The organism is Bradyrhizobium sp. 160 (assembly GCF_023073735.1).
Lineage (GTDB): Bacteria > Pseudomonadota > Alphaproteobacteria > Rhizobiales > Xanthobacteraceae > Bradyrhizobium.
Map to the genome: position 1 here is coordinate 416,915 of NZ_JADPKD010000008.1, position 22,782 is coordinate 439,696.

General features: G+C 64.4%; 25 protein-coding genes. 9 read left to right on the forward strand and 16 right to left on the reverse strand.

Annotated features, from left to right (window positions below):
* Positions 1-36: 36 nt before the first annotated feature.
* Positions 37-534 (reverse strand): DUF1993 domain-containing protein, encoded by a 498-nt coding sequence (locus IVA98_RS04735; protein WP_247295410.1) that lies wholly within the window; start codon positions 532-534, stop codon positions 37-39.
* A 105-nt stretch (positions 535-639) separates the two neighbouring features.
* On the opposite strand from IVA98_RS04735, the gene IVA98_RS04740 reads away from it, so the two are divergent.
* Positions 640-1,419, forward strand: coding sequence for a transporter substrate-binding domain-containing protein (locus IVA98_RS04740; RefSeq protein WP_247295084.1), 780 nt, complete (start codon positions 640-642; stop codon positions 1,417-1,419).
* Between the two features lie 3 nt (positions 1,420-1,422).
* On the opposite strand, the gene IVA98_RS37135 is transcribed toward IVA98_RS04740, so the two are convergent.
* The 3 genes from IVA98_RS37135 to IVA98_RS37145 form a co-directional block, all read right to left on the reverse strand.
* Entirely contained in the window at positions 1,423-1,782 is a 360-nt protein-coding gene (locus tag IVA98_RS37135; RefSeq protein WP_346657680.1) for an alpha/beta hydrolase, read from the reverse strand.
* Complete coding sequence (locus IVA98_RS37140; RefSeq protein ID WP_346657681.1) at positions 1,748-2,062, reverse strand: alpha/beta hydrolase; 315 nt, start codon at positions 2,060-2,062, stop codon at positions 1,748-1,750. The genes IVA98_RS37135 and IVA98_RS37140 overlap by 35 nt, the downstream gene beginning before the upstream one ends.
* A 62-nt stretch (positions 2,063-2,124) precedes the next feature.
* On the reverse strand, positions 2,125-2,445 hold the full coding sequence (locus IVA98_RS37145; RefSeq protein ID WP_346657682.1) for an alpha/beta hydrolase: 321 nt from the start codon (positions 2,443-2,445) through the stop codon (positions 2,125-2,127).
* 226 nt (positions 2,446-2,671) lie between these two features.
* Here IVA98_RS37145 and IVA98_RS04750 point away from each other — a divergent pair, with 226 nt between their 5' ends.
* Positions 2,672-3,544, forward strand: coding sequence for a DUF2147 domain-containing protein (locus IVA98_RS04750; protein ID WP_247336203.1), 873 nt, complete (start codon positions 2,672-2,674; stop codon positions 3,542-3,544).
* Between the two features lie 174 nt (positions 3,545-3,718).
* On the forward strand, positions 3,719-4,075 hold the full coding sequence (locus IVA98_RS04755; protein ID WP_247295090.1) for a hypothetical protein: 357 nt from the start codon (positions 3,719-3,721) through the stop codon (positions 4,073-4,075).
* 159 nt (positions 4,076-4,234) lie between these two features.
* On the opposite strand, the gene IVA98_RS04760 is transcribed toward IVA98_RS04755, so the two are convergent.
* Positions 4,235-4,639 carry a (R)-mandelonitrile lyase gene (locus tag IVA98_RS04760; protein WP_027573427.1) on the reverse strand — a complete coding sequence of 135 codons (405 nt, stop codon included), beginning with the start codon at positions 4,637-4,639 and terminating at the stop codon, positions 4,235-4,237.
* Between the two features lie 23 nt (positions 4,640-4,662).
* Positions 4,663-5,361: a ribonuclease activity regulator RraA gene (locus tag IVA98_RS04765; RefSeq protein ID WP_036012452.1), complete on the reverse strand. Its 699-nt coding sequence runs from the start codon at positions 5,359-5,361 to the stop codon at positions 4,663-4,665.
* Between the two features lie 248 nt (positions 5,362-5,609).
* Here IVA98_RS04765 and pxpB point away from each other — a divergent pair, with 248 nt between their 5' ends.
* From pxpB to IVA98_RS04780, 3 genes are read left to right on the forward strand one after another with little or no spacing between them, the layout of a single operon-like run.
* The gene (pxpB, locus tag IVA98_RS04770) at positions 5,610-6,341 is read left to right on the forward strand and encodes a 5-oxoprolinase subunit PxpB (protein WP_247295093.1); all 732 of its coding nucleotides are present in this window, start codon (positions 5,610-5,612) and stop codon (positions 6,339-6,341) included.
* On the forward strand, positions 6,338-7,375 hold the full coding sequence (locus tag IVA98_RS04775) for a 5-oxoprolinase subunit C family protein (protein ID WP_247354344.1): 1,038 nt from the start codon (positions 6,338-6,340) through the stop codon (positions 7,373-7,375). The genes pxpB and IVA98_RS04775 overlap by 4 nt, the downstream gene beginning before the upstream one ends.
* 32 nt (positions 7,376-7,407) lie before the next feature.
* The gene (locus IVA98_RS04780) at positions 7,408-8,178 is read left to right on the forward strand and encodes a LamB/YcsF family protein (RefSeq protein ID WP_247295097.1); all 771 of its coding nucleotides are present in this window, start codon (positions 7,408-7,410) and stop codon (positions 8,176-8,178) included.
* Here IVA98_RS04780 and IVA98_RS04785 read toward each other — a convergent pair whose 3' ends face one another.
* The 6 genes from IVA98_RS04785 to IVA98_RS04810 all read right to left on the reverse strand — a co-directional run bounded on the left by IVA98_RS04785 (position 8,179) and on the right by IVA98_RS04810 (position 14,785).
* Complete coding sequence (locus IVA98_RS04785; protein WP_247295099.1) at positions 8,179-8,331, reverse strand: hypothetical protein; 153 nt, start codon at positions 8,329-8,331, stop codon at positions 8,179-8,181. It lies immediately after the preceding gene.
* A gap of 260 nt (positions 8,332-8,591) precedes the next feature.
* Positions 8,592-10,202 carry a sulfite reductase subunit alpha gene (locus IVA98_RS04790; protein WP_247336211.1) on the reverse strand — a complete coding sequence of 537 codons (1,611 nt, stop codon included), beginning with the start codon at positions 10,200-10,202 and terminating at the stop codon, positions 8,592-8,594.
* Positions 10,199-11,980 carry a NirA family protein gene (locus tag IVA98_RS04795; protein ID WP_247295102.1) on the reverse strand — a complete coding sequence of 594 codons (1,782 nt, stop codon included), beginning with the start codon at positions 11,978-11,980 and terminating at the stop codon, positions 10,199-10,201. The genes IVA98_RS04790 and IVA98_RS04795 overlap by 4 nt, the downstream gene beginning before the upstream one ends.
* 337 nt (positions 11,981-12,317) lie before the next feature.
* The gene (locus tag IVA98_RS04800; protein WP_247295104.1) at positions 12,318-13,481 is read right to left on the reverse strand and encodes a CmpA/NrtA family ABC transporter substrate-binding protein; all 1,164 of its coding nucleotides are present in this window, start codon (positions 13,479-13,481) and stop codon (positions 12,318-12,320) included.
* Positions 13,478-14,068 carry an ANTAR domain-containing response regulator gene (locus IVA98_RS04805; protein WP_008564898.1) on the reverse strand — a complete coding sequence of 197 codons (591 nt, stop codon included), beginning with the start codon at positions 14,066-14,068 and terminating at the stop codon, positions 13,478-13,480. The genes IVA98_RS04800 and IVA98_RS04805 overlap by 4 nt, the downstream gene beginning before the upstream one ends.
* A gap of 183 nt (positions 14,069-14,251) precedes the next feature.
* Positions 14,252-14,785 carry an Imm21 family immunity protein gene (locus IVA98_RS04810; protein WP_247354345.1) on the reverse strand — a complete coding sequence of 178 codons (534 nt, stop codon included), beginning with the start codon at positions 14,783-14,785 and terminating at the stop codon, positions 14,252-14,254.
* A gap of 115 nt (positions 14,786-14,900) precedes the next feature.
* On the opposite strand from IVA98_RS04810, the gene rimO reads away from it, so the two are divergent.
* Both rimO and IVA98_RS04820 read left to right on the forward strand, forming a co-directional pair.
* Entirely contained in the window at positions 14,901-16,220 is a 1,320-nt protein-coding gene (gene rimO, locus IVA98_RS04815) for a 30S ribosomal protein S12 methylthiotransferase RimO (protein WP_247295108.1), read from the forward strand.
* A 329-nt stretch (positions 16,221-16,549) separates the two neighbouring features.
* Positions 16,550-17,746, forward strand: a complete 1,197-nt coding sequence (locus IVA98_RS04820; protein WP_247295110.1) for an acetylornithine transaminase — start codon at positions 16,550-16,552, stop codon at positions 17,744-17,746.
* A gap of 167 nt (positions 17,747-17,913) precedes the next feature.
* On the opposite strand, the gene IVA98_RS04825 is transcribed toward IVA98_RS04820, so the two are convergent.
* The 3 genes from IVA98_RS04825 to pcsA form a co-directional block, all read right to left on the reverse strand.
* Positions 17,914-18,888, reverse strand: coding sequence for a quinone oxidoreductase family protein (locus IVA98_RS04825; protein WP_247275650.1), 975 nt, complete (start codon positions 18,886-18,888; stop codon positions 17,914-17,916).
* A 75-nt stretch (positions 18,889-18,963) separates the two neighbouring features.
* Complete coding sequence (locus tag IVA98_RS04830) at positions 18,964-19,698, reverse strand: TerC family protein (RefSeq protein WP_247295112.1); 735 nt, start codon at positions 19,696-19,698, stop codon at positions 18,964-18,966.
* A complete protein-coding gene (gene pcsA / locus IVA98_RS04835) occupies positions 19,695-20,462 on the reverse strand; it encodes a phosphatidylcholine synthase (RefSeq protein ID WP_247295115.1) in 768 nt (255 codons plus the stop codon). Before pcsA ends, IVA98_RS04830 begins: the two co-directional genes overlap by 4 nt.
* An 86-nt stretch (positions 20,463-20,548) precedes the next feature.
* Between pcsA and IVA98_RS04840 the strand changes: the two genes are divergently transcribed.
* Positions 20,549-21,733 carry a UbiH/UbiF family hydroxylase gene (locus tag IVA98_RS04840; protein ID WP_247295116.1) on the forward strand — a complete coding sequence of 395 codons (1,185 nt, stop codon included), beginning with the start codon at positions 20,549-20,551 and terminating at the stop codon, positions 21,731-21,733.
* A gap of 6 nt (positions 21,734-21,739) precedes the next feature.
* Here the strand turns inward: IVA98_RS04840 and IVA98_RS04845 are convergent, their stop codons facing one another.
* On the reverse strand, positions 21,740-22,693 hold the full coding sequence (locus IVA98_RS04845) for an AEC family transporter (RefSeq protein ID WP_247295118.1): 954 nt from the start codon (positions 22,691-22,693) through the stop codon (positions 21,740-21,742).
* Between the last annotated feature and the right edge of the window lie 89 nt (positions 22,694-22,782).

Sequence of the window (22,782 nt, forward strand, 5' to 3'; positions counted from 1 at the left end):
ACCTCTCCCCGCCGGGGAGAGGTGGAGGCCGAGCATCTACTTCCTTCCCAAATAATCCTTCTTCACCAGCTCGACGCCGGCGTGCCGCAACAGGTCGTAGGCCGTCGTCACGTGAAAGAAGAACTGCGGGACGCTGAAGGTCAGCAGCAGCGTTCGTCCGGTGAAGGGCAGCTCGGTGCCGTTCTTCAGCTTGAAGAAAACATTGCGTTCGGCCGACGCGTCTATCTCGGCACGCGGCAGGCTTTCGATGAACTCGATCGACGTCGCGATGCGTGCCTGAAGTCCGGCCATGTCGTGCTCCAGCACCGGCAGCGTGATCGGTTCGCGCTCCGCCAGCAAGGCCGGGGCGACCACGGCATGGCGGCAGGCCTCGCCGACCTGCTGCGCCAGATCGTACATGTTCGGCGCCAGGCGCATACCGAGCAGAACCGCCGGATTGAACTTGCGGGTCTCGGCATAGGCCACGCCCTTGTCGAGCAATCCGGACAGGTTGCGCAAGTACGGCACGAAGAGGCCAACCGAGGCCTCGTACATCGAGATCGTCACCTCTGAATTCCCTTCAATTCCGCCTCGCCAGCGACGGGCATCTGGTCTAAATCCACTCCGCACAATGACAGTTCGGGCACGGGTGGAAAAGAGATGATCGTTCGAATCTGGGCAGCTTTGGCCGTGGCGTTGCTGGTGAATGTCTCGGCGCATGCGCAGCAGGCGCCCTCGCGCCTCGACGAGATAGTCAAGCGCGGCACCTTGCGCGTCGGCATGACCGGCGACTACAAGCCCTTCACCTATCTGGACAAGACCACGCAGCAATTCAGCGGCTTCGACGTCGACATGGCGCAGGCCCTTGGCAACGCGCTCGGCGTCAAGGTCGAATTCGTGCCGACGGCCTGGCCGAAGCTGATGAAGGATTTCGAGGCCGACCAGTTCGATATCGCCATGGGCGGCGTCTCCGTCACGCTCGACCGGCAGAAGAAAGGCTTCTTCTCCACGCCGATCATGCGCGAGGGCAAGACGCCGATCGCGCGCTGCGCCGACACGGCCAAGTACCAGAGCATCGCCGACATCGACAAGAAGGGCACCCGAATCATCGTCAATCCCGGCGGCACCAACGAACGCTTCGCGCGCGCCAACATCAAGGATGCCGAGATCACTGTCTTCGCCGACAACACCGTGATCTTCGACGAGATCGCCAAGGGCAACGCCGATCTGATGATGACCGACGCCTCCGAGACGCGATACCAGCAGAAGCAGCATGCCGGCGTGCTCTGCGCGGTGCACCCTGAAAAGCCGTTCGATTTTTCGGAGAAGGCCTATTGGCTGCAGCGCGACATGGCGCTGAAGGCCTTCGTCGACCAATGGCTGCATATTTCCATGGAAGACGGCAGCTACAGGAAAATCTACAACGCTTGGTTCGACTAGCGACTATCGCGACGCCTGGTCGTATCCGTCTTCCGTCACTCCAAATGCGTGCGGAAAAAGGTCGCGGCCGCGCTGTTGAAGGCGTCGTGGAACGCCTTCCGATCGGAAGCCAGGAGGATCGGTGCACAGGATCGGAGCGGCCTCGGTCAACTTGGGTGGACATGGCGCGATAAAGGAGAAATGCGCCGAGTTCGGCACGATCCGGTAGTCGGGGCGTTTCGGAAGCAGCTGTTCCAGCGCATCAATGGTATCAGGCACGACGCCATCGCCTCCGAGCGCCGAACGCCACAAGAGAATTGGGATATTCACGTCGGCTAGCCGCTCGCGATTAAAGAGGCCTTCGAAAAGTGGCGGATCCGCCAAGATAGCCGCTTTGGATGCGGGGATCATGCACGGCCGGCTCGGTTGGCGCGCGGCCATCGCGAACGTCCTGGCATTTCGGCGTCGCCCCCCGCTCCTTCTCGCAGAGCGGAGCAAGCGCGCCGAAATCGGGGTTGCCGCCAATCACGACGAGACCGGTATAGGCGCCCCGCGAGAATCCGAACAGGCCAATCCGCTTGGAGTCCAGGACCGCAGCCTCCGTCCAGGTACGAAGCATGAAATCTGTGAGCCGCTTCATGTCGCGGGGACGCTCAACCAGCACGGAAAACTCATCGGTCCGGCTACTGTCCCTTGCGGTGTCACCCGGATGGTTGATCGCGGCGACTACGAAGCCGGCATCCGCCAGTATCGCAGCAGTATCGCGTTGTGGCTCAAAAACGAGCCGCGCCGCCCGTGCGAGAAAACGATCAGCGGCAGTCGATTGCCCGCTACCGGACAGTCCTTCACGCCTGCCAGGGTGATACCACCGCCCAAGGCGATTTCGGATAGCTGGGCGGCGCATGGAGTCCACACCATGCCCTTGAGCGCGGGCCCGGCGGCATCCGCGGGCACTTCGAGAAACCGGAGCCCGGCTGCTTGTGCCGGCGTCGCAGCAAGGCAATAGACGGCAGTCAGAATGATTGCGCCAAATCGTAGCTGTGACATGAGCGTGTGCTTTCGGATCATTCAACCACAACGGTTGTACATGTCCATGCTGTGACCGGTCCAGAGGCGCGGCGCATCCCCGTCCAACTCTGGACCGACTTCGATCTTATTGAACCAGGATCGAGGGGAAGGCGACTCATACCGAGAACAGTGATCTAGATCACTTTTCGCGGTCGAGCCGGCGTGTAAGCGTCGGTCCGGGGACCATCTGTTCAGGAGATGCGAAATGAGGAAGCTGTTGGCTACGGCCGCATTCCTGTTGGCGAGCACGGCTGCTCAGGCACAATACACCTTCGAATATGGCGGGCGCACCATCCGCATCGATCCCGACCGCGGCACGGTGCAGATCCCCGGCGTGTACGACAACACCGGCCAGGGCAAGGCCAAGAAGGTCAAGAAGAACGAGCAGGCGCCGCAGCAGGCCACGGTGGATCCGCAAGCGCCGGCTGCTGCTCCGGCACCGGCCCCCGCTCCCGCCGCCGCGCCGCCCGCAGCCGTGCAGGCGCCTGCACCCGCCGCCGCAGCAACGCCGCCCGCAGCGCCGCAACCACCCGCTCCGCCACCGGCCACCGCCAACAACACGCCTGCCGACACGGCCGTGGCGCCGCCGCCTGCGCCGCCTCCGGCCCCTGCTCCCGTCGAGCAGCAGGCGGCGCCCGCTGTGACGCCACCGCCCGCCCCGACCGTGGCTGCCGCACCACCGGCGCCGCCTCCGCCACCCGCGCCGGCGCCTGCCCCCGCTCCCGTTCAGGCGGCTGCAGCCACGCCTCCTCCGGCAGCCGCGCCCACGCGCGATCTGAATTCGCCGCTCGGCGTTTGGCTCACGGAGGAGAAGGAAGGCAAGGTCCGCATCGAGCAATGCGGCACCAATCTCTGCGGCTATTCGGTCGATTCGAAATCGAACCAGAACGGCGAGCAGGTCCTGATCAACATGAAGCCCGGCAAAGATCAGAAATGGTCAGGCCGCATCCTCGACCCCAATTCCGGCTCGACCTACGACTCGACGATCGCGATGAAGGGCACCGACCGCTTGCGCGTGCAGGGCTGCGCCTTCGGCGGCATGTTCTGCGGCGGCCAGACCTGGACGCGGGTGAACTGAGATCGGGCTGATTGACCAATGCAAGGGGGCCCGAGGCGGGTCCCTTTGTTTTTACGCGCCCTTCGGTTGCGAGGTGCGCAAACTCACACAACCTCCTGCGCATGTGACAGCCCTCACATCGCCGGTTCCGGGTCCATGTCACGATCCCCGAACGGTCAACCACAGGGGCGTGTCATGAACGGCTTTCGCAAGGCTCTCTTCGCCACCATTGTCGCTATCGCCTTCCCGCTGGCGCAGGCCGATGCTGCGGGCTCCACCTTCGACGGTGCATGGAATGTCCGCATCGCCTCCTCGATCCAGGCCTGCGGCGACGGCGCGACCGTCTCGATCGGAATCAACAATGGGCAGATTGCATCGAGCAGCGCCGCGGTGACGGCGTCGGGCCGCGTCGCCGATGCCGGCAACATCAACGTCATGCTGAGCACCGGCATCAAGCGCGCCGTCGGTTTTGGCCGGCTCAACGGCACCTCCGGCTCCGGCACCTGGCGTGGTGCCATGTGCACGGGGACGTGGACGGCGGAAAGAATGTGATGGTGCCGCGGGGACAAGCAGCGAAGACGCCCGTAAACGCGCTGACGGCGTTTCTGCGCAGAGTCGGGACCCAGCGCTCGCGTAGTCCCAAATTTCTGCGTCCCGGGATCGGCGATGCACCGCCCTGGGGCGATGCACCTTGTCCCGCACGCGAGCGTCTTAGCCGACCGCTGCCCCATATTCGGCGTCGGTGACCGGCTCCAGCCAGGTCGAATAGACGCCGTCGAGCGCTTCCTGCATGGCGATGTGGCACATGCCGTTGGTCGGCGATGCTCCGTGCCAGTGCAATTCGCCCGGCGGAATCCAGACGGTGTCGCCCGGGCGGATCTCGCGGATCGGGCCGCCCTTGGACTGCACGCGCCCAACGCCGGAGATGACGTAGAGCGTCTGGCCGAGCGGATGATGGTGCCAGTTGGTGCGCGCGCCCGGCTCGAACGCGACGCGCGAGCAGTTCAACCGTGCCGGCGCGGGCGCCATGATGACCGGATCCTGCCACACGGTGCCGGTGAAGTTTTCCTTGGGCGCACGGCGGGTCGGCCGCGTGCCTGCAACAGTGATCTCCATGGGGATTACCTCGCTCCTCCCGGTTACTTCTTGCTAGCGGCGTAGCGCGCCTTGGTCTCGGCGTTCATGGGATAGAGGCCAGGCAGCACGGCGCCGTTGTTCACCTCGTTGACGATCCAGGCTTCCATCCGCTCCTGCTCGACGCCCTCGTTGAGCACGTGATCGAGCATCGCCTGCGGGATCAGCACGCAACCGTCCTGGTCGGCGACCACGATGTCGTTGGGAAACACCGCGACACCGCCGCAGCCGATCGGCTCGCCCCAGCCGACAAAGGTGAGGCCCGCAACCGACGGCGGCGCGGCATAGCCGTCGCACCAGACCGGAAGATTGGTGCCAAGCACGCCCTCGACGTCACGCACCACGCCGTCGGTGACGAGCGCGGTCACGCCGCGCTTGACCATGCGGGCGCAGAGGATGTCGCCGAAGATGCCGGCATCGGTAATGCCCATGGCATCGACCACGGCGATGCAGCCTTCGGGCATTGCCTCGATCGCGGTGCGGGTCGAGATCGGCGATGACCAGGATTCCGGCGTCGCCAGATCCTCGCGTGCGGGCACGAAGCGCAGGGTGAAGGCCGGGCCCACCAGGCGCGGCAGGCCCGGGCGCAACGGACGCGCGCCGCGCATCCACACATTGCGCAGGCCCTTCTTCAGCAGGACCGTGGTGATGGTGGCGGTGGTGATGCCGGCGAGGGTCTTGCGGGCTTCGGGGGACAGCGACATGGAAACAGACGAGCTCCGGATGGGCGGGAAAGAACGCGCGCATCTTGCGAGCCGCAGCCCTTGCGTCAAGGGCCAAGAGGCTAGCAATAACGCAGGGCCGCCGGGCTATTATGCGATGCGATAACAAGGCTTTATCGCTTCCCCTTGCATTAATTTATTGGACTTGCGGGCGCATTTACGCGAAGCAGGACGAAGCGGAACTCGAACGCTGGGGACCGCATTCTTCAGAAGTCCGATTTCGACAGCTCATGGCCTCGACGCTTCCCCCGCCCCGCCTTCTGCCCAGTGGCGACAGCGCCGTCACGGTCGAGTTCAGCCGCACCATCGACGATGATGCCAACCAGCGCGTGCTGGCGCTCGACAAGGCGCTTGCAGCAAACCCGATCGACGGAATCACTGAGGCCGTACCGACCTATCGCTCGCTGCTGGTGCACTACGATCCCGGCAAGATCGGTTTCGACGCGCTCGGCGAGAAGCTGCTCGCGCTCGCGAGCCAGAAGCTGCCGCCGGCAACCAAGGCTCGCCGCTGGCGCATTCCCGTCGCCTATGGCGGCGAGCACGGCATCGACCTCGAGGATGTCGCCAAGGCCCTCAACACCACCCCCGACGACATCGTCGCCCGTCACGTCGCCGGCGACTACAAGGTCGCCATGATCGGCTTTACGCCGGGCTGGTCCTATCTCAGCGGGCTCGATAAATTTCTCCACATGTCGCGGCGACAGAATCCGCGCGTGCTGACGCCCGCCGGCACGATCTCGATCGGCGGCGTCCAGGCCGGAATCCAATGCCTGGCCGCCCCGAGCGGCTGGCACCTTCTGGGCCGCACGCCGGTGCGGACCTATCAGCTCCACCGCAATCCGACCTTCCTCACCGAACCCGGTGATCGCGTGACGTTTTACGCCATCGACCACAAGTCGTTCGAGGAACTGGACCGCGCTGCTGAAGCCGGCGAAATCGTCGCCGACCAGGTGGTCGCATGAGCCGGCTCGTCGTCACCAGCATCGGGCCCGCAAGCTCCGTTCAGGATGGCGGCCGCCACGGCGCGCAGCGCTATGGACTGACGGTGAGCGGGGCGATGGACCGGCTGTCGCTTGCTGCGGCGAACACGCTTGTCGGCAACGGGCCGTTTGCGGCCGCCGTCGAGATCGGCCCGTTCGGCGCCTCTTTCACCGCACGTGATGGCGCCGTGCGCGTCGCGATATCGGGCGCGCCGCGCAATGCGGACGTCGCCGGAAATCCGATCGCCATGGACACATCGGTGACCTTGAAGGATGGCGAGACTCTGACGCTGGGCTTTGCCCGCGGCAGCGCCTTCACCTATCTCGCGATCGAGGGCGCCATCAAGGGCGAGCCGGTGTTCGGCAGCCTCGCCGTGAATGCGCGCGCGGGCCTCGGCAGCCCCTACCCGCGCCCGCTCCAGGCCGGCGACGAATTCAACGTTGATGCCGCGAGCGGCGCGAGCGAGCTGCGGATCGAGTTGCCGAAGCCCGTGAGCGGCCCGATCCGTGTTCTGATGGGCCCGCAGGACGATGAATTCGACGACGTCAACAAGACGCTGTTTCTGGACAGCGAGTGGAAGATCTCGGCGACCTCCGACCGGATGGGCTACCGTCTCGAGGGCCCCGCCATCAAGCATCTGCACGGCCACAACATCGTCTCCGATGGCACGGTCAATGGCAGCATCCAAGTGCCCGGCAACGGCGCACCAATCGTGCTGATGATGGATCGCGGCACCTCCGGCGGTTATCCGAAGATCGCAACCGTCATCACGGCCGATATCGGCCGGCTCGCGCAGACTTCGGCGGGAACCGCGTTCCGTTTCAAGGCGGTCAGCATGGCCGAGGCGCAGGACGAGGCGCGCAAGTTCGCGCAACTGATCCGCAGCCTGCCCGATCGCCTGCGCTCTGCCGACACCATCTCGCTCAACATCGAGGCGCTCAGCGATGCTAATGTTGCGGGCTATGCCGTGAGCGCCGTCGATGCCGGGACGTGGCAGGTCGCCGCGGAACCGTGAACGGCAACAAGACCAGAGGCGGAGTGCACCCCATGAAGACAGTCGATCTCAATTGCGACCTCGGCGAAGGTTTTGGCGCGTGGGAGATGGGCAATGACGCGGCGATGATCGAGCTGGCAAGCTCGGTCAACGTCGCCTGCGGCTTCCACGCCGGCGACCCTGACATCATGCGCCGGACGGTGGAGCTCGCGAAAGCGCGCGGGGTCTCGGTCGGCGCGCATCCCGGCTATCGCGATCTGCACGGCTTTGGCCGGCATCCGATCGCGGGGCTGAAAGCATCCGAAATCGAGAACCTCGTCGCCTACCAGATCGGCGCGTTGCAGGCGATCGCGACCGCAGCCGGGTACAAGGTGACCCATGTGAAGGCGCATGGCGCGCTTTCCAACGTCGCCTGCGAGGACGACATGACGGCGAAGGCGATCGCCGCCGGCATCAAGGCGGTCGATCCCAGCCTGATCTTCGTCGTGCTCGCGAACTCGAAGCTGGTGAAGGCCGGCGAAGCGGCCAATCTGCCGATGGTGCACGAGGTGTTCGCCGACCGCGCCTATGAGGACGACGGCAATCTCGTTTCGCGCAAGAAACCCGGCGCGGTGCTGCACGATGCCACGGCGATCGCCGATCGCGTCGTGCGCATGGTGCAGGATGGCGCGGTGGTCTCGGTTACCGGCAAGGTGATCAAGATGCGCACGGATACGGTCTGCATCCACGGCGATACGCCTGGCGCAGTCGAGATCGCGCGCGGTGTGCGTCAGGCGCTGAACAATGCGGGGATCGAGGTCGCGCCGTTCAAGCGCGGGGCGTGATCAGAACGGATGCACCGACAACGTGCCGAACACGATCGCCGCGATGACGGCAAACGCGCTATAGAGCGCGACATGATGCATGCTCGTCCTGGTCCGACGCGAGAGCGAACGCGCGTAGAAGTGCAGCCTGGCTTCCGCCGATAGTTCGCGCATGGTCGATCTCCAACGCCCCATTTGTGGGATTATGGAGGATCAACCCGGGGTGCCGGCAAGACGCCGGCAGAAAAAGCGATGAGCTTCTTCATAGGAGGCCCATTGCGGATACATATTCTCCGCAAGCGCAGGTTCCAAGAATCTCATTCGTTAAATTCCGAGGCAGCCGGAACCGGCTCGGATGGCAAAGATGACGGCCAGGCCAAACCCTGGGAAGGCCGTCCGATCAATCGGACGACTCATCCCGATGTTCTGGCGTTTTAATAAACGTCAGCCTGGAAGCGGCCGGTCTTCTTGAGCTCGGCGACGAAACTGACGGCTTCGTCGGTCGAACGTGCGCCGAACTGGGCGACGATGTCGACCAGCGCGCGCTCGACGTCCTTGGCCATGCGCTTGGCATCGCCGCAGATATAGAAATGCGCACCTTCGGCAAGCCACGTCCAGACCTCACGGCCGACCTCGCGCATGCGGTCCTGCACATAAAACTTCTTCTCACCGTCGCGCGACCAGGCCAGCGACAGGCGCGTGAGCAGACCCGAGGTCTTCATTGCGTTGAGTTCCTCCTGGTAGAAGAAGTCGCAATCGCTGCGCTGGTGTCCGAAGAACAGCCAGTTCTTGCCGGGCGCGCCGGTAGCCTTGCGGTCGAGCAGGAAGGCGCGGAACGGCGCGATGCCGGTGCCGGGGCCGACCATGATGATCGGCGTCTTCGGGTCCTGTGGCAGGCCGAAGGCGTGTGCCTTCTGCACATAGACATTGAGCTTCTCGCCCTCGTTGATACGCTCGCCGAGGAAGGTCGAGGCGACGCCGAGGCGCTTGCGCTTGCCGACAACGTAGCGCACCGAATCGACCGTCAGCGACAGCTTTCCGGGCGTCGCGTTGTGCGAGGACGAGATCGAATAGAGCCGCGGCTGAAGCGGCTCCAGCGCCTCGACGAAGGCCTCCGGATGCGGCCGCGTGCCCGAAAACTTCTGGAGCGCGGCCATGACGTCGAGCGTCGCCGCATCGCCATCGGGATCCTCCCCCTGCGCCAGCGCCCGCGCCTTCTCGCGCGCCGCGCCGCCGGTGATGAAGGAGATCAGTTCGAACAGCGTGTCCGGCGCCGGCGACAGCGAGGCATCCTCGATCAGCACCTCGCGCAACGTCTTGCCGTTGACTTTGGTGGTGTGGGAGGCGCCGAGCAGCGCGATGATCTGGTCGACGAGGCCGACATCGTTGCGTGCGAACACACCAAAGGAGTCGCCGACGACGTAGTCGAGCCTGCTCTCGGAGAGATCGAACTCGATGTGGTAGGTCTCCTTTTCCGACTTTCCCTTGTTGAGAAGACGGCGCGACAGGAAAGTCGCGGGCACGGGGTTGTCGCGCGAGCGGCCCGGCTCTGCGATGGTCACGGTCACGGCTGGCGCGGCCGTGTCCGGCTTGTCCGCCGCTTTGGCCGCCGGTGCCTTGTCGAGCTCCTCGTACAGCGACTTCAGCATTCGCGCGGTTTCCTTGCCGCCGGGAACGCAGAGGTTGAGCCGTGCTTCGCTGCGGCTCGCGATGGCTTCCGAATAATCGTGGCAATTGTAGCCGCACTGGCCGCAATCCTGCTGCGCCATCGCCGCCATCATCTTGCGGCGCAGGGGACGGCCCTCGGCGAGCTTCATCCGCTCGGCAATCGGCATGGTCTGGTCGTGCCACGGCGCTTCGCCGTCGTCGCCGTCACCGGCGGCGCCTTGCATGACGGCGGCGCCCTGCTCTGCCGACAGCGGCGCGGCGGCGTCAGGCGACAACAGGCCGGCAAAGAAGCCGTTCAGCCAGGAACGCTGCGCATCGGAGAACGGTGCGCTGGCGGGAATGATGTCGAGTTTCGGCGGAGGCGTGATCTGGTTCATGCGGACACCTGTGCATCGGCGAGCTTGCGCAGTGTTTCGCCGTCATGGCGGCGCGCAAAGGACAGGAAGGTTTCATCGGGAGACGAACGATGGGCGATATAGGCCTTGAGCAGTCCTTCGACCGTCTTCGGCGCATCTTCGGCCTTGAGGTCGTGATAGACCTCCTGCCCGACCTCCGCGTCAGGGCCGAACCCGCCGCCGGTGAAGAGGTGATAGCCCTCGACCGTGTCCTCCTCGTTGACAGGCACGCGCGCCCCGATCAGACCGATGTCGCTGATGTAGTGCTGGGCGCAGGAATGGTGGCAGCCGGTGACATGGATGTTGACCGGCTTGTCCATCGGAACGCGCGGCTCGCACCAGTCACCGATCTCCTCGGCATGGCGCTTGGTGTTCGCCGCGGCGAAGCGGCAGCCCGCATTGCCGGTGCAGGCGATCAGGCCGGCGCGGATATGCGAGGCCTCGACCGCGAGCCCGATCTGCTTGATCGCCGCGATGGCAAGCTCGACATTCTCGTTGCGCACGCCCGAGATCAGCAGGTTCTGCCAGACCGTGAGGCGGATCTCGCCGTCGCCGAGATCCCGTGCGATCTTGGCAAGGCCGCGCATCTGATCGCAGGTGAGCTTGCCGAGCGTCAGCGATACGCCGATCCAGTTGAGACCGTCCTGCTTCTGCTTGTGCACGCCGACATGCGCCATGCGGTCCGCGGCCGGCCGAGGCGCAAAGGCCTCTTCGGGCACGCGCGTGAACGGCGTCTTCAATCGCTCCTCGACCAGCTTGAGGAAGCCGTCATGGCCCATGCTGTCGAGCACGTATTTCAGACGCGCCTTGTTGCGGTTGGTGCGGTCACCGTGGTCGATGAACACGCGCACGATCGCGTCGGCGACCGCGGTCGCCTGCTCCGGCTTGACGATGATGCCGGAATATTTGGCGAAATCCTTGTGGCCGGTGATGCCGCCGAGACCGAGACGGAACCAGACTCCGGGCTCGACGCCGAAACCGTCTTTCACCTCGTACGCGGTGAATGCGATGTCGTTGGTCTCCTCGAGTACCGCGATCCTGCCGGCACCATCGAAGGCAACGTTGAACTTGCGCGGCAAGCCGTAGAGCGAGCGGTCATTGAGGATGTGATAGTGCCACTCGCGCGCATAGGGCCGCGTGTCGATCAGCTCCTGCGGATCGATTCCCGCCGTCGGCGTTCCCGTCACGTTGCGGATGTTGTCGGCGCCGGAGCCGCGCGAGCACAGGCCGAGGTCCTGGATGCCCTCGATCAGCTTCACCGCGTTCTTCGGCGGAATCTCGCGGAGCTGGAGATTCGCGCGCGTGGTGACGTGGCTGTAAGGGCCGCAGAGTTCGTCGGCGAGATCGGCAAGGCCGGACAGCTGCCAGTGCTTCATGATGCCGTTAGGAATCCGCAAACGGCTCATGTAGGAATCCTGCGTCGGCGCGACATAGAAGATGCCGTAATAGCGCCAGCGGAAATTGTCCGCCGGGCTCGGCGGCGCGTTGTCGAGCGCCTGCTGACGTAGGCGCGGATAGGCATCGAAAGGATGTTCCTCGCGCTTGAACTTCTCCTGGTCGGCAAGCTTCTTGCCCGACGCGATCACCTTGTCCTGCGCCTTGATGTGCACGGCATCGGGACCGGTGGGCTCGGCGCTCGCCTTGGCGGCGCCGCCGCCGAGACCGCGACCGACGCGGCTGATCTGCAGACCGGTCGTGAAGCCTTCGAGATAGCGTTTCTGCTCGTCGGTAAAGTCGACTGCGAGCGTATCGATTTTCATGGTCGGTAACGAAGCTCCTGCGGCCACCGAGGTGGTATCGACGGAAATTGGCACGACCCGCGAGGTATCTCGGCTGGCTCCAAGAGCCGGCCTCGTTACCCAACGGTCCGATCAGCTTCGTTGCTGCGGGTTTCGGCTCAGCAGGCACCTGTGACAAGCTGGCCGCAGTGCAACATTCAAGTTGCGTGCCAGCTTCGACGAAATAAGAAACATGGAGAATTCAATCACTTAGCAGCAGCTCCGGAACATTCCGGTCGCGGATCACCTCATGAAATTCGAGCAGTCAGCTCAAAATATAGTCGATGAGCTGGACTGCCTGAAAATTATGCAGAGACGATCAGGCCTTCCAACGCCCCACGTTGAAGGCCTCTAGATGTTGCAGGATGTTGTCAGCATCGAATGCCGGCCCGGCAAAGGCCCCAAATGCCGCCGGGGCTTCGTCGGGCTGGCGGCGGCCGAGGGCGGCATCGTAAAGGTCGGGCCTGAACACCGCCATCGCCGTCTTGGCGCCGTCCGGGCTCAACGCCGCCTGCCCCCAACGTACCATCTGCGCATAGAGCCAGGCGGCCTGGACCGGATCGGGACGCCCAGCCTCCTCGCGCCCGACCAGCAGGTAGCGGCCGCTCTCGCGGAACGTCCCGTCCGGCGAAATCTTCAGACGTCCTGTGAGGGTGCGCTGGATGACTTCGGCATCGACGCCGATCCGCTCCGGTTGCGCCAGAATCCGCGCCGCTTCGATCCGGTTTTCCGGATGCTCGATGAACTCGGCCGCGTTCACCGCCGCCCGCACGAGGCTGGCGACCAGGTCGGGATGCTTGTCGGCCCAGACCTGGCGGACGGCGAGGACCTTCTCCGCCGCCCGCACCAGAATGTCGGAAACGAAATGCAGGATATGGCCGATGCCGAGATCGACCGCGATCGAGTTCCAGGGCGCACCGACGCAGAATGCGTCGACGTGCCCGCTCTTGAGACTGTCGACCATGTAGGGCGGCGGCAGCACGACGAGGCGCACGTCCTCATCAGGATCGACGCCGGCCGCCGCCATCCAGAACCGCAATTGGTAATTGTGGGTCGAGAACGGGAATGTCATGCCGAAGGTGAGCGGATCGGCGCCGGCCTTGCGGCGTTTGGCGACCACTCGCGCCAGCGCCTTGGCGGTGACAAGCGGATCGAAGCGGTCGCCGTCGATCTCCTCCATCAGCGCGGCGTGGAGCGCCGGCGACACCGTGATCGCGTTGCCGTTGATGCCGAGATTGAAGGGCGCGGCGATCGGCACCTTGACGTGGCCGAGCCCGAGCGAGGACGCGATCGCGACCGGCGCGAGCAGATGCGCAGCGTCGAACAGGCCGATATTGAGCTTGTCGCGGACGTTGGACCAGGACACCTCGCGCACCAGCTCGACCTCGAGCCCTTCGGCAGCGGCAAAGCCCTTGTCGACGGCGACGATCAGGGCGGCGGCATCAACCAGCGGAATGAACCCGATGCGAAGGGGCGCGGTCATTTCAGCATCTCCGACGCGGTGATGATCGACTGCGCGATCTCGCCGATTTTCTTCTTCTCGCGCATCGCGGTGGAGCGCAGCAGCACATAGGCTTCGTCTTCGGTGAGGCCCTTCACCTTCATCAGGATGCCCTTGGCGCGTTCGATGATCTTGCGGTCCTCGAGCTGCGATTTGGTGCGTTCCAGCTCCTCCTGGAGCTTGGCGAAGGCGTTGAAACGCGACACGCAGAGGTCGAGGATCGGCTTGATGCGCTCCTTCTTCAGCCCGTCGACGATGTAGGCGGACACCCCCGCCTCGACCGAGGCCTGGATCGAGGCGGAATCGCTCTGGTCGACGAACATCGCGATCGGCCGCTTCACGGCGCGGCTCACCTGGAACATCGCCTCCAGCACGTCGCGGCTGGGGTTCTCCAGATCGATCAGGATGATGTCGGGGTCGACCGCATAAATACGGGCAAGCAGGCTCTGCATCTCGCGGATATGGACGACCTGCGTAAAGCCGGCCTCCCGCAATCCTTCCTCCAGGATCGCAGCCCGGATCGGGCTTTCGTCGACGATCACGATTTTGGGCGACTGTTCGGCGCTCATAGCTCACTCACGGCAGGTGATTCATCCATAGCACGCCGGAACGCCCTGCAAAGGGTTGTAATTGTGGGCAATTGGGACTAGCTCAGGCCGTCAATCAGGCAGTTCAGATATGGATCAGACGGCTGCGCCCAAGGTCAGCTTCGTGTCACTCGGGTGCGCCCGAGCAGCGCCTGTTCTCGAACTTCAGCGAGACCGGCAGACTTCCCGAACGACCATCGACAGCCCGGAAGAACGGTAATACGCAGCCTTCGCGAGATAGCTGCCTGGCAGCAACGCGAGAGCTTGATGGTTGCCGCTCAGATCACAGCCTCGATCTGCTGCATCAATCAGCCACATCTTGCCGGACGCACCTGTCTCCCATTCAAGTTGCTCAGCGGCTGAGCCTTCCAAAAGGTCACGCAATTGTGGGGTGCGCAATGCAGGTTCGATGAGTCGTTCATCATCAACGCCAATCCATTGAACGAGAAAACCGCCGTCGGCATGATCGTTGGAGTACCATGCGATGTCGCCGGCATCACCAGACAACACAACGGCTTTGCCATGGTGGCAGGCAATTGACCCCAACCACGTCGTTACTCTGCACGCGCGGGCATAGTCGCTCTGGTCAGCTGTATGATCGTGCCATCCCTCAAGACCCCGCCAATGCGAGAGCTGTTCATCGGCAATCAGCAGGTGAGGACCGCCGCTCGTCGCTATCCAGCTGCGTGTTTGGATCATGCGCATCTCATAGCACAAGGAACTTTCTAATCGCCGGGAGACGTCCGGCGGTTGAATTTTGCTATAGCATCAATTACTTGAAGCGCTTGATCCCAACAAACCCGATCCGAGCTTCATGGAAAGAGCGCCGCGCATTTCTTTTACCAGCCTAGGGTGTCCCAAGGCATTGGTGGATTCCGAGCGCATCATCACGCGCCTGCGCGCCGAGGGCTACGAGCTCGCCCGCAAGCATGACGGGGCGGACATCGTCATCGTCAACACCTGCGGCTTCCTTGACAGCGCCAAGCAGGAATCGCTCTCGGCGATCGGCGAGGCCATGGCCGAGAACGGCAAGGTGATCGTAACAGGCTGCATGGGCGCGGAACCCGAGCAGATCGAGCAGGCCTATCCGGGCGTGCTCTCCATCACCGGCCCGCAGCAATATGAGAGCGTGCTCGACGCCGTGCATCGCGCGCTGCCGCCGGCCCATAATCCGCATCTCGACCTGGTGCCGCCGCAGGGCATCAAGCTGACCCCGCGCCACTACGCCTATTTGAAGATTTCGGAAGGCTGCAACAATCGCTGCACCTTCTGCATCATCCCGAAGCTGCGCGGCGACCTCGTCTCGCGCCCTGCCAATGACGTGCTGCGCGAGGCCGAGCGCCTGGTCGGCGCCGGCGTCAAGGAGCTGCTGGTGATCTCGCAGGACACGTCCGCTTACGGCATCGATCTCAAATACGCCGAGAGCCCGTGGAAGGATCGCCAGGTCCGTGCCAAATTCCTCGATCTCGCGCGCGAGCTCGGCGAGCTCGGAGCCTGGGTCCGGCTGCAATATGTCTACCCCTACCCGCATGTCGATGAGGTCATCGCGCTGATGAACGAGGGCAAGGTGCTGCCCTATCTCGACATCCCGTTCCAGCATGCGAGCCCCGAGGTGCTGAAGACGATGAAGCGCCCGGCCGCGCAGGACAAGACCCTGGCGCGCATCAAGCGCTGGCGTGAGGAATGTCCCGATCTCGCCTTGCGCTCCACCTTCATCGTCGGCTTCCCCGGCGAGACTGATTCCAATTTCGCCTATCTGCTCGACTGGCTGGATGAAGCGGAGATCGACCGCGTCGGCTGCTTCAAATACGAGCCGGTCGCGGGCGCCACGTCGAATGCGATCGAGAACCCGGTCCCGGAAGAGATTAAGCAGGAGCGCTACAATGCGCTGATGGCCCGCCAACAGAAGATCTCGGCACGGCGGCTGAAGCGCAAGGTCGGCACACGCCAGCAGATCATCATCGACGAGGTCGGCCCGACGGTGGCAAAGGGCCGCTCCAAGGCGGATGCGCCCGAGATCGACGGTGCCGTCTATCTCTCCAGCCGCCGCCCCTTGCGCGTCGGCGAGATCGTCACCGCCAAGATCGAGCGCGCCGACGCATACGATCTGCACGGCAGCGTCGCGGGATTCTGACGGCTCGTCAAAACTTGACCTGCATCCGGCGCAGACACCGAGGAAGCCGCGCTTCGTACCTGACTGACACACGCCAGGCGCGTGCTTTCTAAAACGTCCGCTTGACAAGCCCTCCCGTTCGGCTGTAGGGACGCGCCCCATGATCAACTCTCGGACCCACCGCCGCGCAGCTTTCCGTCGTCGCACCCGCGACGATGATGGGTTGCGCCATGTCCGACGACGCCGCTGATCGCCTGAATTCAGCAGAGTTTTCGAGAAGGCCGCACCCGCAAAGTGCGGCCTTCTTGTTTTTCGCGCGTCTTTTCCATCCGCCTCCAGAGGAGTTCGACATGACCACCGCCACCCATCCGTATGACGCGCTGATGGACATCACGGCACGACCCAAGGCCGTGTTCGTCCGCGGCGCCGGCTCCTACCTCTGGGACGACAGCCGCAAGCGCTATCTCGATTTCGTGCAGGGCTGGGCCGTGAACTGCCTTGGCCATGCGCCGCCCGCGATCGCCGATGCGCTCGCCGCGCAGGCCAAGCGGCTGCTGACGCCCAGCCCGGCCTTCTACAACGAGCCGAGCCTCAAGCTCGCCCAGGCTCTGGTCGAAGGCAGCGCTTTCGACCAGGTGTTCTTCGCCAATTCAGGCGCGGAAGCCAACGAGGGCGCCATCAAGCTGGCGCGCAAATACGGCAGCCTCCACAAGGGCGGCGCGTTCGAGATCGTCAGCTTCGAAGGCAGCTTCCACGGAAGGACGCTGGCGACGATGTCGGCCTCGGGCAAGAAGGCGTTCGAGCCGCTGTTCGAGCCAAAAGTCGCTGGCTTCAAGAAGGCCAAGCTCAACGACATTGCCTCGGTCGAGAAGCTGATCAACGACAACACCGTCGCTGTGATGCTCGAGCCGATCCAGGGCGAATCCGGCGTGTGGCCGGCGAGCGATCGGTTCCTGCAAGAGCTGCGCGCGCTCACCGAGTCGCACGGCCTTCTGCTGATCTTCGACGAGATTCAGACCGGCATGGGCCGGACCGGAAAACTCTTCCACTACGAGCACACCGGGATTTCACCCGACATCATGACGCTCGGCAAAGGTATCGGCGGCGGCGTGCCGCTCGCCGCCCTGCTTGCGACCGAACGCGCCTCCTGCTTCGCGCATGGCGATCAGGGCGGCACGTTCAATGGCAACCCGATCATGTGCGCGGCGGGGCTTGCGGTGCTGGAAGCGGTCAGCAAGCCGGACTTTTTGAAGTCGGTCACCGAGACCGGTCTGCTGCTCGAAAGCGAGCTGCAGAAAGTCTCCGCCCGGCATGGGCTTGGCGGCGTGCGGGGCCGAGGCTTGCTGCTGGCGCTCGACCTCAAGCTGCCGATCGCGCCTGGGATCGTCGCGCAGGCGTTCGAGGCCGGCGTGCTCCTGAACGCGCCGCAGGTCGACACGCTGCGCTTCATGCCGGCGCTGAACGTCACGCGGGCCGAGATCGCCGAGATGATCGATTGTCTCGACGGGATTCTGACCAAGGCCGGCGCGGCACGGCGGGTGGCGTAAGACGCGTCTCGTGCCCCGGACGCAGCGCAGCGCCCCTTCGGCGGTGCGCTGCAGAGCCGGGGCCCCATCTCTCTGCACGGTGCGCATTTGGGTCCCGGCTCTACGCCGCGCAGCGCTTGCGCGCTGCAGCTTGTCCGAGACACCGGAGCGGGTGACGACGGAAGAACCTACGGCTTTAAGATCGACGCGCCCGTCGTCCTGCGGCTTTCCAGCTCGATATGCGCCTTCGCGGCGTCCTTGAGCGCGTAGGCGTGGTTGATCGGCACGTGCAGCTTGCCATTAATGACGGCGGCGAACAGCGTGTCGGCGCCTTCCAGCAATTCCGAGCGCTTGCCGACATAGTCGTTGAGCTTCGGCCGCGTCGCAAACAGCGAGCCGTGATTGTTGAGCTCGGCGATCGAGAACGGCGGCACGGGACCGGAGGCATTGCCGAACGAGACGAACATGCCGCGGGGCTTCAGGCAGGACAGCGAGCCCGGGAAGGTCGCTTTGCCGACGCCGTCATAGACCACGTCGCAACCCTCGTTGCGGCTGATCTGCTTGACGCGCGCGACGAAGTCTTCCTCGTTGTAGAGGATGACGTGGTCGCAGCCATTGGCCTCCGCAAGCTCGGCCTTCTCGCGCGAACCCACCGTGCCGATGACGTGGGCCCCGAGCGCCCTCGCCCATTGACAGGCAAGCAAGCCGATGCCGCCGGCGGCAGCGTGGATCAGCACGCGATGATGCGGCTCGACCTTGAAGGTCTTATGCAAGAGATACCAGACCGTGAGCCCCTTCAGCATCAGCACGGCGCCCTGCTCGTGGGTGATGTGGTCGGGCAGCTTGACCAGCTTCTCCCAGGGGATGTTGCGCTCGCCGGTATAGGCACCGAGATTGTGATAATAGGCCACGCGGTCACCGGGATGGAAATTGGTGACGCCCGGTCCCACCGCGACGACCTCGCCCGAGGCCTCGTTGCCGGCGATGAAGGGCAATCCCGGCGCCTTGTAGAGGCCGGTACGGTAATAGACGTCGATGAAGTTCAGGCCGACCGCGTGCTGGCGGATGCGCACCTCGCCGGGCCCGGGCGCCGGCACGTCGACGCTCTCATAGACCAGGGCCTCGGGGCCTCCGACCTTGTGCACACGGACGGCTTTGGTCATCACCTGACCTCCTCTTCTCGCGGCTCAGCGAACGGCATCGCGCCCGCCTTGTCAACTCGACCCAGTTAGGAACGGCTAGACGGACGGCGTGCCGGCTTTCCTGCGGTTGCGCTTGGCCAGCACGTTGAAGAATTCGACCGCCGCCGAGAACGCAATCGCGAAATAGATGTAGCCACGCGGAATGTGGAATTGGAATCCGTCCGCGACCAGCGCGACGCCGATCAGCACCAGGAACGCGAGCGCCAGCATCTTGGTGGTCGGATGCTCCGCGACGAATCGCGACACCGGCCCCGACGAAATGTACATGATCACGCAGGCGATCACGACGGCCGCGATCATGATCTCGATGTCCTGCGCCATGCCGATCGCGGTGATGATCGAGTCCAGCGAGAACACGATATCGATGATCACGATCTGGACGATCACCCAGAAGAAGGCGTTGCCGGCGGACCTCTCGTCGCCCTCGCGGTCATCGGCTTCGACCTCGCCGTGAATCTCGTGCGTCGCCTTGGCGATCAGGAACAGGCCGCCGGCGATCAGGATGAGATCGCGCCAAGAGAAGGCGTAACCCTTGACGGCGAACACCGGCGCGGTCAGGCCGATCAGCCAGACCAGGAGGCTGAGCAGGATGATGCGGAACAGCAGCGCCAGCGCCAGCCCGATCTGGCGGGCGCGATGCGCCTGCGTCTCCGGAATGCGCGAGACGATCACCGACAGGAAGATGACGTTGTCGATGCCGAGCACGATCTCGAGCGCCGTCAATGTCAGCAGCGCGGCCCAGGCTTCGGGACTGGTGAGCAGATCGATCATGCGAAGGATCTTACCAGTCGTATCAGGGCATCGCTGAAGCTGATCCAGAGCGCGATGGCACAAAGCACGATTGTCACACCGGTGCCGACGCGGAAATCCATCTGCAGCACGTAGAGGCCGAGCAGCGCCCAGATAGCAATCAACGACATCGTCAGCCAGCGCAGCCGCACGACGCGCACCGGATGCAGCACGTGAAACGGCACGAAGGTCAGCACCACGAGCACGGCGACCAGCAACGTCGACCAGAGCGGCGGCCAGTGCAGCAGGAACAAATAGAACGCCGCCGCATTCCACAGTGCCGGGAAGCCGCGGAAATGATTGTCGTCCGCCTTCATGCGCAGATCGGCGAAATATAATGCGCTGGTGACGATGATGGCGACGCCGAGCAAGGGAGCTGCGACCGGCAGCAACAGCCCGCTGGCGACGATCGCGTAAGCCGGCACGAAGACATAGGTGACGAAGTCGACCACGAGATCGAGCACGTCGCCCGACCAGTTCGGCTGCACCTTCTTGACGTCGAGCCGGCGCGCGATCGGACCGTCGATCGCGTCGATCATCAGAGCAACGCCCAGCCACTGAAACATCGCTGCCCAGTGCTCGCGCACGGCCTCCAGCATCGCCAACAGCGCGATCGCCGCACCGAACGCGGTGAAGATGTGCACCGAGAACGCCGCGGCGCGGATCGCGGGGCTGGGCTTCAGGGAATCCTCTTGGCTGTCCATGGCTTCTGCTACCAGAATGAGACCGATTTGCACATCCGCCATTGCGGCGCGCCCTTGCGCAATTCGTCATAAAATCAGGCAAAATCAGCGGGCTTGAATTTGCCGCGGAGCGTGTCAATTGTCCTTCCATGACAGACGCATCGACACTCCATGACGCCGCCGTGATCGGCGGCGGACCGGCAGGACTTGCAGCGGCGATCGCATTGGCGCAGGCGGGTGCGCGGACCGCGCTCGTGGCGCGCCGCGTGCCCTATGCAGACAACCGCACCACCGCGCTGTTGGGGGCCTCCGTCGATCTTCTGGAGAGCCTCGGCGTCTGGTCGCGCTGCAAGGACAAGGCGGCCGCGCTCGAGGTAATGCGCCTCGTCGACGACACCGGCCGGCTTTTCCGTGCCCCGGAGGTCCGCTTCTCCTGTCACGAAATCGGTCTCGACGCGTTCGGCTACAACATCGACAATCGTTCGCTGATGCTGGCGCTCGAAGAACGCGCGGCCGAACTCCCCCACCTCGTCCGTTTCGACGACGAGGCGGAAAGCGTCTTGATCGAATCCGACGCCGTCGCCATCCGCACGGCCTCGGCGCAATTCCTCTCGGCCCGGCTCGTGGTCGGCGCCGATGGTCGGCATTCGCTGTGCCGCGAGGCTGCCGGCATCGCGGTGACGCGGCGCGAGCTGACGCAAACCGCGCTAACCTTCAACGTCTGCCATGCACGGCCGCATCGCAATGTCTCGACCGAGTTCCACACGCCGCACGGTCCCTGCGTGTTCGTGCCCCTGCCCGGCGATCGCTCCAGCATCGTCTGGGTCGCGGCGCCGGCGGAGGCTGAGCGGCTTCGCGGCCTGAGTGACGAGGAGTTGTCCGCCGCGATCGAGAAGCAGTCGCATTCGATTCTGGGACGCATGACGGTCGAGCCCGGCCGCAACCTGTTCCCACTGGCGATCGAGCGTCCAAGATCCTTCGGCCATGACCGTATCGCGCTCGTCGGAGAGGCGGCCCATGTGGTTCCCCCGATCGGTGCCCAGGGCCTCAATCTCGGCCTGCGCGATGCCGCCGACATCGCCCGGGTCGCGGGCGAGGCTCTCGCAGCAGGCCGGGATCCGGGCGCGAGCGACGTGCTCAAGCGCTACGACCGGGCGCGGCGTCCGGACGTCTTGAGCCGGACCTTTGCAATCGACATGGCCAACCGCTCCCTGCTCAACGATTTCCTGCCGCTGCAGCCGGTCCGCGCCCTTGGCATGCACCTGCTCGGTGCCATCGGCCCGCTCCGTCGCTTTGCGATGCGCGAGGGCCTGACGCCGACGTGGCGAAGGTAAGCCGACTTACGGAAACGCCAGCCGGCCGCTCTGGATCGCCCACATCACGCTGGTCAGCGTGACCACCGATGCGAAGGTGCCGAGCAGCACCGCAACGGAGGCGGATTCGATCCAGGCATCGTTCTGCCGAGCGATCACGAACACATTCAGTGCCGGTGGCAGTGAGGCCATCAGTACGGCGGTCGCGGCCCAGGGCTGCGCAAACGGACCGAACGCCAGCATCAGGCCGAATGCCGTGAGCGGATGGATCAGGAGCTTGACCGCGATCACGCCCGGCACCTCCCAGGGCACGCGGTCGAATGGGCGCAGCGCCACGGTCACGCCGAGCACGAACAGCGCGGTCGGCGCAGCTGCGTTCTGGAGGAAGGTGATGGTGCGGTCGAGTGCAACCGGCAGCTCGATATGCAGCGCTGCAACCGCTGCGCCAAAACAGGCCGACATGATCAGCGGGTTGAGCACGATCTGCTTCAGCACGACGCCCAAGGCGTGGACGAGCGAGGGATGGTCGCGGTCGGACAGCTCGATCAAGAGCGGCACGATCGTGAACAGGAAGATGCTGTCGCAGCAGAAGATCAGCGCAGTCGGCGCCGACGCCTTCGGCCCGAGCACTGCGAGCGCCAGGCCCGGCCCCATATAGCCGATATTGCCGTAGCCGCCGGAGAGGCCCGCAAGCGTCGCCTCGCGCAGCGTCAGCCGGCCGAGACCCTTGCCGACGGCCAGCGCAAGCGTGAACGCCGCAACCGTCGCCAGCGTGGTCGCCACCAGGAACGGCGGATTGTTCAGCTCCGCAAACGGCGTCTTTGACATGATCGCGAACAGCAGCGCCGGCAGCGAGACGTAGAGCAGGAAGAAGTTCATCCAGGCGAGGCCCGATTCCGGCAGGGACTTGGCCTTTCCGCAGGCGAATCCGACGAAGATCAAGCCGAAATAAGGTAGGGCCAGATTGAGGATATTGACCATTGATGAAGTGTTTTCTGAAGACTTGGGGGCTATCCACCCCTGACGCGAAGGTTAATTCCGGTAAGGCCACTAGCATCGGCCACAATCCT